The following is a 16,926-nucleotide window of genomic DNA, read 5'->3' as shown; positions in this document are numbered from 1 at the left end:
TAGCACATTTGTACCCATTTGTCAAGAACAAAAGTGCCAATTAAATAAAATTCGTATATATCCACAAAAACAAACCGCCCCATTTGTAAAACCAGCACATACATTCCAAAAGGTACACCCGAAATTTGTCCCCCGTCCATATAACGGCATAAAATTAGTATAATACTCTACTTGAATTTGAGAAAAAAGTATGCTATAATAAACAAGTGTTATTTATTGCCTGCTGCAAATATTTGCAAAGGAGTTTTGCCAATGAGCATTTTTGAAACAAACAAAGCCCGTGAGGAAGCCCGCTACGAGGCTCTCATCACCAGAAAGAACCGTGCAGCCGAAAGCTACAACGGCATCTATGACCGCTACGAATACCCCGTTCTTACCGCAGACCACGCCCCCCTTATCTGGAAGTATGATTATGATCCCGAGACCAACCCCTATTTTATGGAGAGACTGGGCGTAAACGCCGTACTCAACTCGGGAGCAATTTTCCTGAACGGAAAATACTACCTTGTAGCCAGAGTCGAGGGCAACGACAGAAAGTCCTTCTTCGCCGTTGCAGAGAGCGAAAGCCCCGTTGACGGCTTCCGTTTCTGGGACTTCCCCGTGCAGCTCCCCGACACCGAGCCCGAGGAGACAAACGTATACGATATGCGTCTCACTCAGCACGAGGACGGCTGGATATACGGCGTATTCTGCTCCGAGAGCAAGGACAAGTCCGTTTCCGACCTTTCCGCCGCTGTGGCACAGGCAGGAATTGTCCGCACCAAGGACCTGAAAACATGGGAGCGCCTTCCCAATCTCAAGTCCAAGTCCCCCCAGCAGAGAAATGTAGTTCTCCACCCCGAGTTCGTTGACGGCAAGTATGCCTTCTACACCCGTCCCCAGGACGATTTCATTCAGACAGGCTCGGGCGGCGGAGTATGCTTCGGTCTCTGCGAGGATATCACAAACCCCGTTATCTGCACCGAGGAAGTGGTCATCTCACCCAGACAGTACCACACCATCACCGAGGTCAAGAACGGCGCAGGCGCAGTTCCCATCAAGACCCCCAAGGGCTGGATACATATCGCCCACGGCGTAAGAAACACCGCCGCAGGTCTTCGCTACGTAATTTATGTATTCGCCACCGACCTTAATGACCCCACAAAGCTCATCGCCTCTCCCTCGGGTCTGTTCATAGCACCCCACGGAGCAGAAAGAGTGGGCGACGTTTCCAATGTTTGCTTCACAAACGGCGCAATTGTCAGAGAAAACGGCGATGTATATATCTACTATGCGTCCTCGGATACCCGCGTCCACGTTGCCTCCACCACCATCGACAAGCTTATGGACTATACCTTCAACACCCCCTCCGACCCCCTGCGTTCGGTTGACTGCGTAAAGCAGAGATGCGAGCTTATCGAAAAAAATCTTAAATTCATAAACAAGTAATGAGATCGGACTTTTTCAAAGGGATACTCCACGGAATACCCATAGCCTTAGGATATCTTTCGGTATCCTTCGGCTTTGGTATAACGGCGGTGCGGGCAGGGCTGTCCGTTGCCGCCGCCGTGGGCATATCCGCGTCAAACCTCACTTCTGCGGGACAGGCGGCAGGAGTTGAGATAATCGCCGCAGGAGGCACGCTTATTGAAATGGCTCTCACCCAGCTCATAATCAATCTGCGCTACTCCCTTATGGGGCTGTCCCTGTCCCAGAAGCTGGACAGGTCGTTCACCACGCCCCACCGCCTGCTTGCGTCCTTTGGCATAACGGACGAGATATTTGCAGTAGCCGCCGCGCAGCCCGGAAGGATAAAGCCTCTGTATATGTATGGGCTTATCCTCATTTCATTTATAGGCTGGACGGGAGGAACGCTCCTTGGAGCCGCCGCAGGACAGGCTCTGCCGCAGATGTTCACATCGGCAATGGGCATACTGCTTTACGGAATGTTCATAGCCATAATCATTCCGCCCTCAAGAAAAAGCAGGAGCGTGTTCGGAGCGGTTCTCATCGCCGCACTCATAAGCCTGCTGTTCAAATATGTACTCACAGGGGTAAGCGTAGGCTTTGCCATTATCATAAGCGCGTCAATAGCTGCGGCTGTAATGGCGCTTATCGCCCCAATTGACGATGAAGAAGACGAGGTGGAAGAAGCTTGAGCATAGCCCTGTATATCGCCGTAATGGCAGGGGTCACATATCTTATCCGTATGCTCCCCCTCACTCTTTTCAAGTCAAAGATAAAATCGAAATTCCTGCGAAGCTTTTTGAAATATATCCCCTACACAGTGCTGAGCGCAATGACATTCCCCGCCATCTTCTACTCAACGGGAAATGTCATCACAGCGGCGATAGGAACAGTCGCTGCCCTTGTTACGGCGTTTTTCGGTCTGCCCCTTATCGTGGTTGCAGTTGCCGCCGCGGGTGCTGCTTTGGTCGCCGGACTTTTTTTATGACCTTGGGAATGGTGGGGTCATCTTTTGTATCGTTACCGAGCCGCCTGCTCAGAGAATATTGTACCAGTTGGGGAACTCCTCCTCATATATCTGGTCTATCTGATGATAGATAGACTGTATCTCCGCAATAAGCTCGTCGTTTTCATTGGAAATGAAGGGCGTTATCTTTGCGATGGAGATGTTTATCCCCGACAAAGCGTCATCGTGCACAAGCATGGTGACCTTTTTTTCGTATTCATGCCAGTATTCGTTCAGCTCATTTGAAAGCCGCAGTGCTTCCTCCGTGTCTCCGCTTTCGTAAACACGCTGTACCTCCTCAAGACGCGCCTTGAACTTGTCGTTCTGGTCATCGAGAATGAACAGGGAGCATACGGAATATATGATTATTGCCGAAATGAGTACGGCGGCAGTCTTAACTCTTATCAATTACCTTTTCCCCCTTGCAGTCTTTGGAAAGTTCCTTTTTGATAATGCGGTATTTTCCCGCGGTCTCGGCGGTCATAATGAAAATATCCGTCTCGTGAAGGTCATTTTCCGAAAGAATTTTTTGCAGCCACTCCTCCCCGAGCCCCAGCCGCTTGAGGGAGGATCTCATTACCTTGCCGTCCTGTACCACCACCGCAGGCGGGTCATTGGAGGAATTTTTGATGTTCATATCCTCGTTGGTCACGGGACGGTTCTTGAATTTGGGATAAACGCTTACCCTGCCCGTGGTCTCCACCACCGCAAACTGCACCTCCTCCAGGTCGAAAATCCCCTGAGTGCGTATGGCTTCCATAAGGTCATCGGTGGTGAAGCGGAGATTGTAAAGCTTCTGCTGGTCAATTTTGCCGTCGCTGATGATGATAACAGGCTCGCCCGAAACGATGCCGCGCATTTTCTTTGATTTCACCGACAGCCATGACATCAGCACATCAAGACACACCAGCGTCAGCACGGGGAGCAGTCCCGTTATAAGGGGAATGCTCAGGTCCTCAACGGGGAGGGTGGCGATGTTGGAGATAAGTATGGTTATGGCAAGCTCCGAAGGCTGCAGCTCGCCTATCTGCCGCTTTCCCATAAGGCGCACGGAAAATATCAGCACGCAGTAAAGAATGACTGCGCGAATAAATACAACTGTCAATCAGACACGACCTTTCACATTGATTTCCTTTCTATTCTGTCAGATAATCCGCATTTTATGCATAATGCATAGGAAATTACTCCCCATAACAGCCGAAAAAATATTTATTTTCTATTGACAAAGGGAAAATAATCTGATATCATTAAAAGAGTACGGTTTGCAGGATTTGTGAGCGCAACTTGCATATTCTGCTCCGAAAGAGTATAGAAATAATATTGCAGGGAGATATGATATTTATGATACGCATTGGAATTTTAGGCTACGGAAATCTTGGCAGGGGCGTTGAATACGCAATAAAGCAGAATGACGATATGCAGCTTGCGGCAGTATTCACACGCCGTGACCCCTCTTCCGTAAAGATAATCACCGAGAATGTTCCCGTTTATAACGTGAAGGACGCAGCGGCTCATGCTTCGGAAATCGACGTTCTCATTCTCTGCGGCGGCAGCGCAAACGACCTGCCTGTCCAGACCCCCGAATTTGCAAAGCTTTTCAACGTTATCGACAGCTTTGACACCCACGCAAAGATACCCGACCATTTTGCAAATGTGGACAAGGCTGCAAAGGAGTCGGGCAAGGTGGGAATTATTTCCATCGGCTGGGACCCCGGTCTCTTCTCTCTTATGAGAATGCTCGGCAATGCCGTCCTTCCCGAGGGCGCAGACTACACCTTCTGGGGCAAGGGCGTAAGCCAGGGTCACTCCGACGCTGTAAGACGCGTCAAGGGCGTTAAGAACGCAAAGCAGTACACAATTCCCGTTGAGAGCGCTCTCGAGAGAGTAAGAAACGGCGAAAATCCTGAGCTTTCCACCCGTGAAAAGCACACAAGAGAATGCTTCGTAGTTCCCGAGGAGGGCGCAGACCTTGCACAGATAGAAAAAGACATCAAGACAATGCCCAACTACTTCTCCGACTATGACACCACCGTTCATTTCATCACCGAGGAGGAGCTCCGTAAGAACCACAGCGGCATTCCCCACGGCGGCTTTGTTATCCGCTCGGGCAAGACAGGGGAAAACAGCGGAAACAGCCACGTTATGGAGTTCAGCCTCAAGCTTGACTCCAACCCCGAGTTCACCTCCAGCGTTCTTCTTGCATATGCAAGAGCCGCATACCGTCTGAGCAAGGAAGGCGTATCGGGCTGCAAGACCATTTTCGACATCGCTCCCGCATATCTCTGCAAGCAGAGCGGTGAAGAGCTGAGAGCTCATATGCTTTGATATAATAAAAATATTTTTTTCGGGGACGGCTTCGTGCCGTCCTTTTCCATTACAAGGGATATCAAAACTAAGTGGGGTAATTTGCTCCGATCAATGTAGGGAACGGGTTTTGATGAAATAAATTTTCTATCGTTACCGAGCCGACAGTCCGCCGCCCGAACAAACTGTAGAACGTCTCGCCGCGGGTCGACACCCGCCCGCCCCGCAAATTGCACAAAAAAGAGCCGTAAAAAATTATCACTGCATAGTTGAAATTTCCGAAGGGTTGTGGTATAATGTATTTAAGACTATTTATGCCCGTAAGAAAAAGCAGCAAAGGAGAGCAGTAAGAATTATGGAGCCGTATATCGTCAAGCAAACAATTATGAATAAGGATCAGAAGGCCGTTGGCTATGAGATAATGTACGCCGATGACCAGGTCGAGATGTGGCAGGCTGATGATACGACTGCCGCAAACGCCATCGAGACCTTTCTGTCCTCCATCGACAGCGATAATTTCATAGGCGGCAAGACCGCATACATCACCTTTACCAGAAATCTGCTTGTAAAGAATATCCCGAAAATGTTCGACACCGACAAGCTGGTTATCCAGATAGAGGATCAGCTTATCACAAACCCCATGTCCCACTCCCTGATAACCAAATTCAAGCAGAACGGCTATAAGATCGCAGTTATAGACTTCGAGTTCGCGCCCCGCTACTTCGGCGTGCTCGACATCGTTGACTATATCAAGGTTAATTTCAAAAACCACAACGACCCCACCCTTGAGAATGTTATCCGTATCGGAAAATCCTTCGGCAAGGGAATGATAGCCTATAACATCGACTGCGCCGAGGCATACGAAAAGGCTAAGCTTTACGGCTGTATCAGCTTCCAGGGCTCATACGTGTCCGAGAAGATGCCTGCCGCTTTGCAGCAGAAATCAAAGGTAATGCAGGGCAACTTCATGATGCTTATGGTGGCTGTAAACCGCGACGAGCCCGATATCGACGAGATAGAGGAGATCGTTTCGCGAGATGTCAACCTTACATACGCACTCCTCAAGCTTGTAAACTCGGCATACTTTGCCCTGAGAAACCGCGCAAAATCGGTAAAGCAGGCGCTTGTGATACTGGGTCTCGGTCAGCTCAAGCAGTGGATATATCTGCTGTCCTTCAAAACAGATGACGGCACAATGCCCGACGAGCTGATAAAGCTCTCGTTCCTCAGAGGAAGCTTCTGCGCAGAGCTGGTGGAGTTTGCGGACGATATGCCCATTTCACGCTCCGAGGCATACCTTATGGGTATGTTCTCCACCCTTGGCAAGCTTATGCAGATGCCCATCGGAGAGGTGCTGGCGCAGCTTCCCATCAGCGACGACATCAAGCTCGCCCTTACCGACCACGCAGGCAGATCCGGTATGCTCTATGACACCGTTATCGCATACGAGAACGCCGAATGGACAAAGATGAAGGAGCTTGCAGAGGGGCTTGGCATACCCAAGGATATGATATCCGAGAAGTACTGCGAGTGCGTCCAGAGCGTAAACAATACCTGGGCTAAGCTTATGGAGGCTACCGATTTCGGAGACGGCGAGGACTGATACGCCTTCGTCTGCACATTTATTATAAAAACATCGGGTGGCTTAGGCAATGCGCCTTTGTCACCCGTTCTTGTTAAGAAAGGACTGTTTATATGGAAATCATCAAGCTTCCCCCCATGAGCAATTTCGGGGTAAATTCCTACATCGTCACTGCGGAGAATATGAACGGCGTTCTCATTGACGCGCCCTACGGCGGCGAGAGCATTATAAAAACCATTATGGAAAAGGGCATTGAGCTTAAAAAGATACTGCTCACCCACGGTCACTGCGACCACATTGCCACAGCCGCGCGCATTGCCGCAGAAACCGGGGCAAAGATATATATACACAAATTCGACGAGGAAAAGCTTCACAATGACCGCACCAATCTTACGCAGTTTTTCTCTCTGCCCCCCATTGACCCCGTTGAAAATGCCTTCACCGTAAGCGATGGGGAGGTTATCACACAGGATGAGCTGGAGTTTGAAGTCCTCCACACTCCCGGGCACACAAGCGGCTCGGTGTGCTATCTCCTTGACGGCAATATGTTCAGCGGCGACACTCTCTTTAACGGCAGTATGGGCAGGACGGATATGATCGACGGCAGTGACAGCGCAATGAACGACACTCTCAAAATGCTCTATGAATTTGACAGGAACACCAACTACACCCTTTATCCCGGTCACGGTCAGACCTCTACTATGGTGGAGGAACGGCAGTTCAATCCATATCTCAGGTATGCGGCGGGGCTGAGGACGAGGTAAATTCGCAGGAGGCAGTTCAAATGAAGATATTTACTATCATCGGCGGAGTGAACGGAGTCGGCAAAAGCAGTCTGACAGGCGTTCTTAAAGCTCTGCGAAATGATATGGGTATCATAATCGAATGCGAGACCTGCGAGAATGCCAAAGCTCTTTCGGCAGACTGCCTTGAAAAGGGCATTGATTTTACCGAAGAGACCACTCTGTCGGGAAAGAAAACTCTTAAAACAATAATCGCCGCCAAGGAAAAGGATTATTATATCCGACTGTACTATGTGGCGGTATCATCTGCGGAGGAAAGCGTTCGGCGTATCGAAAACCGTGTTTCAAAGGGAGGACATAACATTCCCGAGGAGGATGTGAAAAGGCGTTTTTCCCACCGCTATGACGATTTTCTGACTATTCTCCCTTATTGCAGCGAGGTGCATTTTTACGACAATGAAAACGGCTTTGAGGAAGTGGGGGAATATGGTAACGGAACGCTTACCGTCACAGCGGAAATACCGCCAAAGTGGCTTTGCGACCTGAAAGGTATGATATAAGTGCTTGAATATTATCTGTTCGATATAACCCTTGCCTGCGCAGTTACCGTGGCAGTCCTGCGCCTTGCCGCAGTATTGAAGCCGAGCAATTTACCCCCGGAACAGCAAAAAAATTATTAAGGTGAAAAATATGACCATCTATTTTGAGAACAATTCCTATAAATACGAAGTGGAAGCGGTAATGAAGCTTTTCTGTCCGCTGGAAAGCTTTGAGTTTGTCTTTGACGGCGAATACGACGACAGTGGAGACAGCCTGCTTGTTTCCGTTTCGGACAAGCTTTTGGTATCCGCAAAGCTGGGCGAAAAAAAGCAGACTGTCAGCGCGCCATTATGCCCCGAAAGCGAACGGGAACTGACTCTCTGCCGAATGATATACACCGTAATGTCACAGCTTACGGGGGTGTCTCCCGAGTGGGGCTGCCTTACAGGGATACGCCCCGTCAAAAAGGTGAATGCACTTATAAGCGAGGGCTGCGATAAGGACGGGGTATACGAAAGGCTCCGCGAAAAATATTTCATAAGCAGGAGAAAATCCGACCTTTCCTACCTTACTGCCGTTACACAATCCCCTGCCCTACAAAGCCTTGACCCGAAAAGCTTTTCGCTGTATGTGGCAATACCCTTCTGCCCCTCCCGCTGCTCCTACTGCTCATTCGTCTCCCACTCAATACGCTCAAAGGGCGCAAAGGAGCTTATCCCGCAGTATGTGGAAATGCTCTGCCGCGAGATAGAAGAGATGGGCGAGATGCTCCGTGACAAAAAAACATTTTGCGACACCGTCTACATCGGCGGCGGCACTCCCACGTCCCTTTCGGCGGAGCAGATAGAAAAAATAATGAAAACTATCGAAAAAAGCATTGACATTTCCCGTATCCGTGAATATACTGTAGAAGCGGGGCGGGCGGACTCCATCACCGAAGATAAGCTTATTGCAATTCGTGACAACGGTGCCACAAGGATATCCATAAATCCTCAGACAATGCAGGACGGCGTTCTGAAAGCCATCGGCAGACAGCACACCGCCGCTCAGTTTGAGGAGTGTTACACCCTTGCAAGGCGGCTGGGCTTTGACAACATAAACACCGACACCATTGCAGGGCTTCCCACCGATACCTTTGAGGGCTTCAAGGACACAATTGACAGGCTTATCGAACTTGACCCCGAAAGCATAACCGTTCACACCCTTACCGTAAAGCGTTCAGCGGAGCTGTTCAAATCGGCGGAGAGCTTCAGAGAAGGGTATCTCACGGACGACAGCGTTTCCCGAATGGTAAACTACGCCTTTGATACCCTTACCGAAAAGGGCTTTATGCCCTATTACCTCTACCGTCAGAAAAATACCGTCGGAAACCTTGAGAATGTGGGCTATGCAAAGCAGGGAAAAGAGGGGCTTTACAACATTTTCATCATGGAGGAGGCTCAGAATATCCTTGCCTGCGGCGCTTCGGGCTCCACAAAGCTCATAGACCCCGAAACGGGAAAGATCACAAGATATTTCAATTACAAATACCCCTACGAATACATATCCAGATATGAGAAAATGATGGGATACAAGACATCGCTTGAAAAATTTCTTGCGGATATGTAAATTACCAATCTATCTTTGAAAGGCGGTCATTTTATGAACTACAATTTCGATAATTTCATCACCGACTCCAAGGAGCTTTTCGACAAGCTCACTGTAAAGGCAAACGGCGCTGTGAACGTTTCAAAGGCGTATATCGAAAAGGCGCAGCTGAGAGTAAAGCTCAGGGATAAATACTACGACCTGGGCAAATTATGCTATGATATGCACCAAACCGGCGCGGACGAAACGGGCAATATGAAAATTCTCATCAAGGAGATAAAAATGCTGGAGGCACAGCTTGAATACGCCGAGGAAGCCAGCGGCAAGCCAAAGGTATGCAAGCTTTGCGGAGCAAAGAACAGCTCGGAAAATTCCTACTGCGCAAAATGCGGCGAAAGGTTGTAAGCAGGAATTGCCGCAGTTTTCAAAAATATTATAACGGGGTGTTTAAAATAAAGCTTTCCAAAAACGATATCATAGAAAAACTTGAGATAACCGATGTGACCGCCGAGGGAAACGGCGTGGGGCACATTGATACGGAGGACGGCAGGGCGGCGGTATTCGTCTCGGGCGCGGTAACGGGAGACGTTATCAGGTGCAGGATAGTCAAGGTGCAGAAAAGCCTTTGCTACGGCATTATCCTTGAGATAATAACCCCCTCCGCGGACAGAGCCGACAGGGGCTGCGATGTAAAAAGCAGCTGCGGCGGCTGTGTTTTCCGTCATATCAGCTATGAGGCGGAGCTTAAAATAAAGGAAAATATTGTTAAAAACGCCTTTCTGCGGCTGGGGAAATTTCCCGAGGGCAGCTTTGAGCTTCTGCCGATCCTGGGCTGTGAGGAGACCGACGGCTACCGCAACAAGGCGCAGTACCCCGTGGCGGCGGATAAGGACGGCAAGGCGGTATGCGGCTTTTACGCCCAGCGCAGCCACAGGGTGGTACCCTGCACGGACTGCAGGCTCCAGCCCCCCGTATTTTCCGAGATACTGAAATTCTCAATGGAATATGTGAACAGAAAGCGCGTCTCTCCCTACAACGAGCAGACGGGAACGGGTCTCCTGCGGCATATCTTTATCCGCAGGGGATATCACAGCGGCGAGATAGCAGTCTGCTTTGTTGTGCGGAAGAATGCCGAAAGAGAGCTTCGTCCCCTGAGCACGGAGCTTATGAAAAAATTCCCCGATATAAAGTCGGTGACCATGAACATAAATCCAAAAAACACCAACGTTATCATGGGAGAGGAGCTTCGGACCCTTGCGGGAGCTGACGTTATCACCGACATAATGTGCGGCAATAAGATAATCATAAGCCCCCGCTCCTTTTATCAGGTGAACACCCCGCAGGCGGAGAGACTGTACTCTCTGGCAAAGGAATTTGCGGCTCTGACGGGAGATGAAGATGTTCTCGACCTCTACTGCGGCGCGGGAACCATCGGACTTTCTCTTGCGGACAAGGCTCGTCACGTTACGGGTGCGGAAATTATTCCCGAGGCGGTGAGCGCTGCAAGGCAGAATGCGGAGAATAATCAGACAGATAATGCCGATTTTATCTGCGCCGATTCGGGACAAGCCGCAAAGCAGCTTCTTGACAGCGGCAGAAAGCCCGATGTGATAGTTACCGACCCTCCGAGAAAGGGCTGCGACGCACTGACTCTTGACAGCATTGTAAAAATGTCGCCCCGGCGTGTGGTCATGATATCCTGCAATCCCGCCACCGCCGCAAGAGACTGCCGATACCTTGAGGACAACGGATACCGCCTTGTAAAGGTGAGAGCGGTGGATATGTTCCCCGCAGCAGGACACGTAGAATGTGCGGCGGTGATGATATCAGAGACTTGATTTGCAATTTGTTCATAGTATTTTAATCAGAATGCGGCAAAAATTTACAAAATATTTGTTATAATTGTTAATGGCAAACCTTTTTTCAAAATTAAGATATCATGAGGTGGAAATTATGAAAGGGAAGAAAATTTTAGGCGCAGTGCCCGCTGTTCTGGCGCTGTGTATGGCAATGGCGCCGGGGGTTTGGGCGGAAGATGAGCTTGCGGCTGCTCCCGAGACGGAAATGACCGAGTATACGGAGAGAGAAACGGGTAACGTTTCGATAAACTCGACCAATTTCCCCGATGCAGTGTTCAGAGCATATATTTCCGAAAAACTGGACTGGAATCAGGACAATATTTTATCTGAAGAAGAAATAAACGGTGCTACAGGTATTAGTATTTATGATAGCAACCTCAGCAGCATTAAAGGTATCGAACACTTCACAAAGCTTGTACATTTGTCCCTCGACGGTAATATGCTTACAAGCGTTGATCTGAGCAAGAACACAGCTCTGGAAGAACTGGATCTAAGCTCCAATCAGCTCACAAGCCTTGATGTGACCAATAATACGGCTTTGAGATGGCTTACATGCAACGACAATAAACTAACAAGCCTTAACGTAAGCAAAAATACAGACTTGACATATTTTCGCTGCGGCAACAATCAGCTGACAAGTCTGGACGTAAGCAAAAACACTGCTCTGACCACTCTTTATTGCGGCGGCAACAAATTAACAAGCCTTGATCTAAGCAAAAATACTGTTTTGACAGATCTGAGCTGCGATTACGGCAATCTTACAACACTTGATCTGAGCTATAATACAGCTTTGGAAAATGTGAGCTGCTTCGGCAATAAGCTAACAAGTCTCAATGTCAGAAACTGCACTTACCTGATATCTTTGTCCTGTGACCAAAATCAGCTCACAAGCCTTGATGTGACCAACAATACAGCTCTGGAATGGCTTTATTGTTACGAAAATCAGCTCACAAGCCTGAATGTAAGCAATAATACTGCATTGATCGGGTTGTACTGCGGCGGCAATAAGCTAACAAGTCTTGATGTGACCAATAATCCGGCTTTGGACGGGCTTGAATGCAACGCAAATAAACTCACAAGTCTCAATGTAAGCAAGAATACCGCTTTGACACTTTTGGACTGCGACGGCAATCAGATTACAAGCCTTGACGTAAGCAAAAACACTTCCCTGCAGCGCCTTTACTGTAACGGCAATCAGCTTACAAGCCTGAATGTAAGCAATAATACTGCATTGACCCGTTTGGACTGCGGCGGCAACAAACTCACAAGCATTGATGTAAGCAAGAATACTGCTTTGATGTCATTGGGCTGCCAATTCAATCAGATCGGTAAGCTTGATGTAAGCAAAAACACCGGATTAACTGAATTGAACTGCGGCAACAACAACCTCACGACCCTTGATGTAAGCAAGAATACTGCCCTTGAGGAACTGACTTGTTCGGGAAATCCGCTCACAAGCCTTGATGTAAGCAAGAACACTTCGCTGACAGGACTTTATTGTTTTGGAGGCGCCTACGAGATAAGCGCTGTAAGCGGCAGATATACACTCAGTTCTCTTCCTGCAGGCTTTGACCCTGCAAAGGCTTCAAACTGGAAGGGAGCCACATATGACAGCTCTTTAAAGTCCCTGAAAAATTTTACAAATCAATATGTTTACTATGATTATAACTGCGGAAACGGCTTCACCGGTACTTTTACATTGTATGTTAAGAATTACGGCGAGATCGACCCCGTTTCCGATTTCGTAGAACGCCTTTATGTAAATCTCCTTGGACGAGCTTCCGACCCCAAGGGCAAGGCAAACCACGTAAACAGCATCAGATCGGGCAAATCCGCCTGCGACGTGGCAAAGAACTTTGTTCTCAGCACCGAGCTTGCAAACAAGAAGCTTTCCAATAAGGAATTTGTAACGAGAATGTACAAGACCATGCTGGACAGAAACCCCGATGCAAAGGGACTTGCAAGATGGACAGCTGCCCTTGACAACGGTTGCTCCTACGGCTATGTGCTCCAGGGCTTCGGAAAATCCGCAGAGTTTACAAGGCTCTGCGAAAGCTACGGCGTTACCAGAGGAAGCTACACCTCCCCCGAGTACCGTGACCGCAACGAAAAGCTCACAGCTTATGTAAGCAGACTGTACACCGTTGCTCTGGGCAGAAAGTACGACATTAAGGGACTTAACAACCACACAGGCAGATACATCAACGGCACAAAGACCGCCGAGGAAATAGCCTACTCCTTCGTTTTCTCCACCGAGTTCAAGAACAAGAAGCTCACCGACGAGCAGTTTGTAGATTGTATGTACAACTCCCTCTTCGGCAGAACTGCCGACGCAGGCGGAAAGAACCGCTGGCTTACCAAGATGAAGAATGGTATGACCAGAGAGCAGGTCTTCAAGGGCTTTACCTCTTCTGCCGAGTTTAAGGCAATGGTCGCTAAGTTCGGACTCTGATCTCAGAGGTTTCACAGACTATCATATCCCTCCCCTTTTCGCTTCGGCGGAGAGGGGAGTTTTTTTGGAAATTCTCCCAAAAAACATTTTTATACTAATTCTAAATCGTTCTATAGACAAAGCCGACAGATAGAATAAGTCCAGTCTAGGAAAGCGACCGCAGGCGGGCTTGCCGCCCGGCAAGGGAGCTTGACGACGAATGGGCTTATTCTAGCCGAGGATTTGTCTATAGGTTGATTGAGAATTAGTATTATATTATGACAAAATTGTGCACTACTGCACACCAAAATATTGTTTTTCTGTGATATAATCCTTGATAAAGAAGAATTATGTTTTCGTTCCGATAATTATGACCTAGGCGAATTGACGGCAATGAGGATATATTTTTCTGAAAAAAATCATTTTAGAATGAGGTGACTTTAATGAAAGGAAAGAAAATTCTCAGCGCAGTGCTTGCAGTTTCCACATTGTGTATGACTCTTGCTCCTGCAGAGCTTGCGCTGACGGTCGGGGCTTACAGCACGACCACAACTGTCAGCCTTTCTCCGAGCGAAATTGATCTGCTCGACACAGAGTGGGAAGACCCGGGATATGACCGGGAGGTGCTTTTTACCGACATTGTAATTGACCCCGACACCGACACATACGATGTCTGGAGGGAGAGCCAGAATTGGTTGTTTTTCAATTCGGATAATGACCGGGCTGCGATCATTTCCGCTATCTATGATCAGACGGGCAATTATCCTACCAATTTAAAGCTGGAGGACATTGCCATAAGCTACAGCTGGACGTATACAACAACTGTTCCGGATCCTGAACTTGATATCGTTCCTAAGTTCTGGACAGGCGGTCTTGATGCTAACGGAGAATATACCGATATCAACGGTGATACGTTTTATAACGTTCTGGGAGTATATGACCCGATCCGCCATAACACAGCAACAGGCAGCAGTACTATCAAAGCAAGCGAACTTTCGACTATGACAAACACTCCCCTCTCTGAATATACTCAGATGGCATTCGGAATGGCAGCCAACGGACTTGATACGGGCGATAAGCTGGAGTTTGAGGTAACATCCGTCAAGCTCACAGTAAACTATGACGCAGCCTTCGTTAAGCCCCTTTCAGAGCTTTCGGGCGATCAGTACATTGACGTGGCAGGAACACTGGTCACCAAGTCTGAATGCAATCATACGGACAACCGTTCCCATATCGACGATTACGGCAATGATTACTGGAGTGGCTGCACATATTGCCCCTGGAGAAGCTTCAGGATCTACGGAAAAAAATCAGACAGCACTCTGACCTCAGCTTACAAGGAATATGGCTTTGACGGAGATACAGCAGCCGTTTCCACCCTCATAAAGCTCAGCGATGTTACCGATGTCCTGGGAAGCGGCATTGAAGCCCTGGTATTTATGACAGACAACTGTGCCGTGACCGGTGTAACGGGTCATGCAACGCTTCCCGATGCAGATCTGGCAACAATAAGCATAAATAATGTCACCATTCCCGAATGGCTGGATTGGAATAGCCAGACAATGCAGTCCGATATCCCCACAGGCTGGCCCAGTCTTGAGCAGACAAAGGAGATCGTATCTCATTCAGACGCTCATCAGTTCAATGATTATGACGCTCTGAAGCTTGAGTACACCATTGGTAATGTTGACGCTGTATCCGCAGTAGTTATCATTCTCCATGGCTGGGGAAACAATGCCAATGTAGGCTGGGAGATGCTTTACTTTGCTCCTCAGAGCAGCGGCTCTGTTGTAGTTGACCTTTCGCCTTATTATAATAAGGATTATTACAATATCTATGCAGGCGTTGTGGCACAGCCCGATGCAAAGATAGGCGACAGCTTTGCTCCCGATTTCAATATCACATCCGCAAAGCTTGTTGTTGACAGCAGCGAACAGGCTACCGCAGCCATAACCCCCATCAAGGCATATCCTCCTCTCCCCCATTTTGAAGCAGAAGCGGGCGACTGCGAGATAAACCTTTCCTGGGACCCTGTTTACAACATTGACAATTACAAGGTGATCTGGATAGACGAAGATGACAATACAGAAAGCCGTGAGACCTCTGACATAAGCTTTACCATCAGTGACCTTGAAAACGACAAGGAGTACGACGTTATCGTTCTCGCTGTTGATGAAGACGGACTGGAAAGCAAATATACAAATGCTGATCTCGTTCAGGTAACACCCTCTGCTATTTATCCTTCCTATACTGTTGATCTTTCGGTTATCACCGACCCCTACATCACAGTAACAGGCAAGCTTGTCCCCATAGACGAGTGTCTGGACGCGACCCATATCGGCGATGACGGCAATGACTATTCACAGGGACTTTCATATTGCCCCTGGAGCCAAGTTTACATATATGGAATAAAGGCTGACACTTCCCGCACCGAAGAATATTACAGCTTCAAATTTGAAGGCGATACAGAGAACGTTTCCGAGATCTTAAAGCTCAGCGATATCAAGGCAGTTGTAGGCGAAGATGTAACAAAGCTTGTACTTTGTCCCTGGAGCTGCAACGTTACAAATGTCACCGGACTTGCACAGCTTCCCGATGCAGTGCTTGGAACTGTAAGCATTACCGAAACTTCCATCTTGGAAAAGATGGAGTGGAACAGCGCAACAAATCAGTCCGATATCCACACAGGCAGACCCGAGCTGGGATATATGGAAGCTATCTCACAGAACTCCAGCGCACATCAGTTCAACAACTATGACGCACTGAAGCTCGAGTACACTCTCGGCAATACCGAAGATACCGCAGCAGTATATTTTATCCTCCAGGGCTGGGGAGAAAATGCCAACGTGGGCTGGACAGGAATTTTCTTCAAGCCCCAGGTCGACAGCAATAAAAAGGGTTCAATAGTTATCGACCTTGAGCCTTATTATAACATGGATTATTACAACATCTATGTAGGCGTTTCGGCAGGACCCCATGCACAGATAGGCGACAGATTTGCTCCCAATTTCACTGTCACAAGCGCAAAGCTTCTTGTCAACTGCACCGAAAAGGCTACAGATACTATCGAATGGGTACAGCCCATACCTCCCCTCCCCACGGTAACAGCAAAAGCAGGAGACGCTAAGATCGACCTCTCCTGGACAGCAGTTTCAGGCGTATCGGGATATAAGGTAAGGTACATCGACAAGGCAACAAACAGCACCATCACCCTTTCGCGTCCTGCCACCGAGACAAGCTATACCATCAAAAATCTTGTAAACGGCAGAACATACGACATCATCGTTCTTGCCTGCTATGACGAGACAGACAGCGAATATACAAGCGCCGATCTCACTCATGCAACACCTGTGGCACCTGTAACACCTGTCAGCGACCCCGCCTCCGACTTTGTAGAGCGTCTCTATGTAAATCTCCTGGGACGCGCC

Annotated in this window: 14 protein-coding genes; 12 read left to right on the top strand and 2 right to left on the bottom strand. The window is 48.6% G+C overall.

Going from position 1 to position 16,926, the window contains the following annotated elements; translation table 11 throughout:
- Nucleotides 1-252: 252 nt before the first annotated feature.
- Genes ACI4J0_RS03005 through ACI4J0_RS02995 form a run of 3 tightly spaced genes read left to right on the top strand, consistent with a single transcriptional unit; the run spans nucleotide 253 to nucleotide 2,434 of the window.
- On the top strand, nucleotides 253-1,428 hold the full coding sequence (locus ACI4J0_RS03005) for a glycoside hydrolase family 130 protein (RefSeq protein ID WP_439764338.1): 1,176 nt from the start codon (nucleotides 253-255) through the stop codon (nucleotides 1,426-1,428).
- The gene (locus ACI4J0_RS03000) at nucleotides 1,428-2,138 is read left to right on the top strand and encodes an AzlC family ABC transporter permease (RefSeq protein ID WP_439764337.1); all 711 of its coding nucleotides are present in this window, start codon (nucleotides 1,428-1,430) and stop codon (nucleotides 2,136-2,138) included. The genes ACI4J0_RS03005 and ACI4J0_RS03000 overlap by 1 nt, the downstream gene beginning before the upstream one ends.
- Nucleotides 2,135-2,434: an AzlD domain-containing protein gene (locus ACI4J0_RS02995; RefSeq protein WP_439764336.1), complete on the top strand. Its 300-nt coding sequence runs from the start codon at nucleotides 2,135-2,137 to the stop codon at nucleotides 2,432-2,434. The genes ACI4J0_RS03000 and ACI4J0_RS02995 overlap by 4 nt, the downstream gene beginning before the upstream one ends.
- 48 nt (nucleotides 2,435-2,482) lie before the next feature.
- Here the strand turns inward: ACI4J0_RS02995 and ACI4J0_RS02990 are convergent, their stop codons facing one another.
- Nucleotides 2,483-2,860: a DUF4363 family protein gene (locus tag ACI4J0_RS02990; protein WP_439764335.1), complete on the bottom strand. Its 378-nt coding sequence runs from the start codon at nucleotides 2,858-2,860 to the stop codon at nucleotides 2,483-2,485.
- The gene (locus ACI4J0_RS02985) at nucleotides 2,847-3,557 is read right to left on the bottom strand and encodes a DUF421 domain-containing protein (RefSeq protein ID WP_439764334.1); all 711 of its coding nucleotides are present in this window, start codon (nucleotides 3,555-3,557) and stop codon (nucleotides 2,847-2,849) included. The genes ACI4J0_RS02990 and ACI4J0_RS02985 overlap by 14 nt, the downstream gene beginning before the upstream one ends.
- Before the next feature lie 236 nt (nucleotides 3,558-3,793).
- Here ACI4J0_RS02985 and ACI4J0_RS02980 point away from each other — a divergent pair, with 236 nt between their 5' ends.
- The 9 genes from ACI4J0_RS02980 to ACI4J0_RS02940 all read left to right on the top strand — a co-directional run.
- A complete protein-coding gene (locus tag ACI4J0_RS02980; RefSeq protein ID WP_439764333.1) occupies nucleotides 3,794-4,777 on the top strand; it encodes a diaminopimelate dehydrogenase in 984 nt (327 codons plus the stop codon).
- Nucleotides 4,778-5,111: 334 nt separating this feature from the next.
- Nucleotides 5,112-6,359 (top strand): EAL and HDOD domain-containing protein, encoded by a 1,248-nt coding sequence (locus ACI4J0_RS02975; RefSeq protein ID WP_439764332.1) that lies wholly within the window; start codon nucleotides 5,112-5,114, stop codon nucleotides 6,357-6,359.
- 92 nt (nucleotides 6,360-6,451) lie between these two features.
- On the top strand, nucleotides 6,452-7,102 hold the full coding sequence (locus ACI4J0_RS02970) for an MBL fold metallo-hydrolase (RefSeq protein ID WP_439764331.1): 651 nt from the start codon (nucleotides 6,452-6,454) through the stop codon (nucleotides 7,100-7,102).
- A gap of 20 nt (nucleotides 7,103-7,122) precedes the next feature.
- Nucleotides 7,123-7,641 (top strand): zeta toxin family protein, encoded by a 519-nt coding sequence (locus ACI4J0_RS02965; RefSeq protein WP_439764330.1) that lies wholly within the window; start codon nucleotides 7,123-7,125, stop codon nucleotides 7,639-7,641.
- 130 nt (nucleotides 7,642-7,771) lie between these two features.
- Complete coding sequence (hemZ, locus tag ACI4J0_RS02960; RefSeq protein ID WP_439764329.1) at nucleotides 7,772-9,229, top strand: coproporphyrinogen dehydrogenase HemZ; 1,458 nt, start codon at nucleotides 7,772-7,774, stop codon at nucleotides 9,227-9,229.
- A 33-nt stretch (nucleotides 9,230-9,262) separates the two neighbouring features.
- Nucleotides 9,263-9,613, top strand: a complete 351-nt coding sequence (locus ACI4J0_RS02955) for a hypothetical protein (RefSeq protein WP_439764328.1) — start codon at nucleotides 9,263-9,265, stop codon at nucleotides 9,611-9,613.
- A 38-nt stretch (nucleotides 9,614-9,651) separates the two neighbouring features.
- A complete protein-coding gene (gene rlmD / locus ACI4J0_RS02950; RefSeq protein ID WP_439764327.1) occupies nucleotides 9,652-11,046 on the top strand; it encodes a 23S rRNA (uracil(1939)-C(5))-methyltransferase RlmD in 1,395 nt (464 codons plus the stop codon).
- 115 nt (nucleotides 11,047-11,161) lie between these two features.
- Nucleotides 11,162-13,519 carry a DUF4214 domain-containing protein gene (locus ACI4J0_RS02945; protein ID WP_439764326.1) on the top strand — a complete coding sequence of 786 codons (2,358 nt, stop codon included), beginning with the start codon at nucleotides 11,162-11,164 and terminating at the stop codon, nucleotides 13,517-13,519.
- Nucleotides 13,520-13,941: 422 nt separating this feature from the next.
- On the top strand, nucleotides 13,942-16,926 hold a 2,985-nt coding region (locus ACI4J0_RS02940), incomplete at its 3' end, for a fibronectin type III domain-containing protein (protein WP_439764325.1).

Origin of the sequence: Huintestinicola sp., assembly GCF_051882455.1 — a bacterium.
Lineage (GTDB): Bacteria > Bacillota > Clostridia > Oscillospirales > Ruminococcaceae > Huintestinicola.
This window is presented reverse-complemented; position numbering and strand designations above follow the sequence as displayed.

What these genes read in the sequence shown, in the direction of transcription:
- ACI4J0_RS02975 (WP_439764332.1), top strand. Translation starts at nt 5,112, where the DNA reads ATGGAGCCGTATATCGTCAAGCAAACAATTATGAATAAGGATCAGAAG.
- ACI4J0_RS02955 (WP_439764328.1), top strand. Translation starts at nt 9,263, where the DNA reads ATGAACTACAATTTCGATAATTTCATCACCGACTCCAAGGAGCTTTTC.
- ACI4J0_RS03000 (WP_439764337.1), top strand. Translation starts at nt 1,428, where the DNA reads ATGAGATCGGACTTTTTCAAAGGGATACTCCACGGAATACCCATAGCC.
- ACI4J0_RS02965 (WP_439764330.1), top strand. Translation starts at nt 7,123, where the DNA reads ATGAAGATATTTACTATCATCGGCGGAGTGAACGGAGTCGGCAAAAGC.
- hemZ (WP_439764329.1), top strand. Translation starts at nt 7,772, where the DNA reads ATGACCATCTATTTTGAGAACAATTCCTATAAATACGAAGTGGAAGCG.
- ACI4J0_RS02980 (WP_439764333.1), top strand. Translation starts at nt 3,794, where the DNA reads ATGATACGCATTGGAATTTTAGGCTACGGAAATCTTGGCAGGGGCGTT.
- ACI4J0_RS03005 (WP_439764338.1), top strand. Translation starts at nt 253, where the DNA reads ATGAGCATTTTTGAAACAAACAAAGCCCGTGAGGAAGCCCGCTACGAG.
- ACI4J0_RS02945 (WP_439764326.1), top strand. Translation starts at nt 11,162, where the DNA reads ATGAAAGGGAAGAAAATTTTAGGCGCAGTGCCCGCTGTTCTGGCGCTG.
- ACI4J0_RS02970 (WP_439764331.1), top strand. Translation starts at nt 6,452, where the DNA reads ATGGAAATCATCAAGCTTCCCCCCATGAGCAATTTCGGGGTAAATTCC.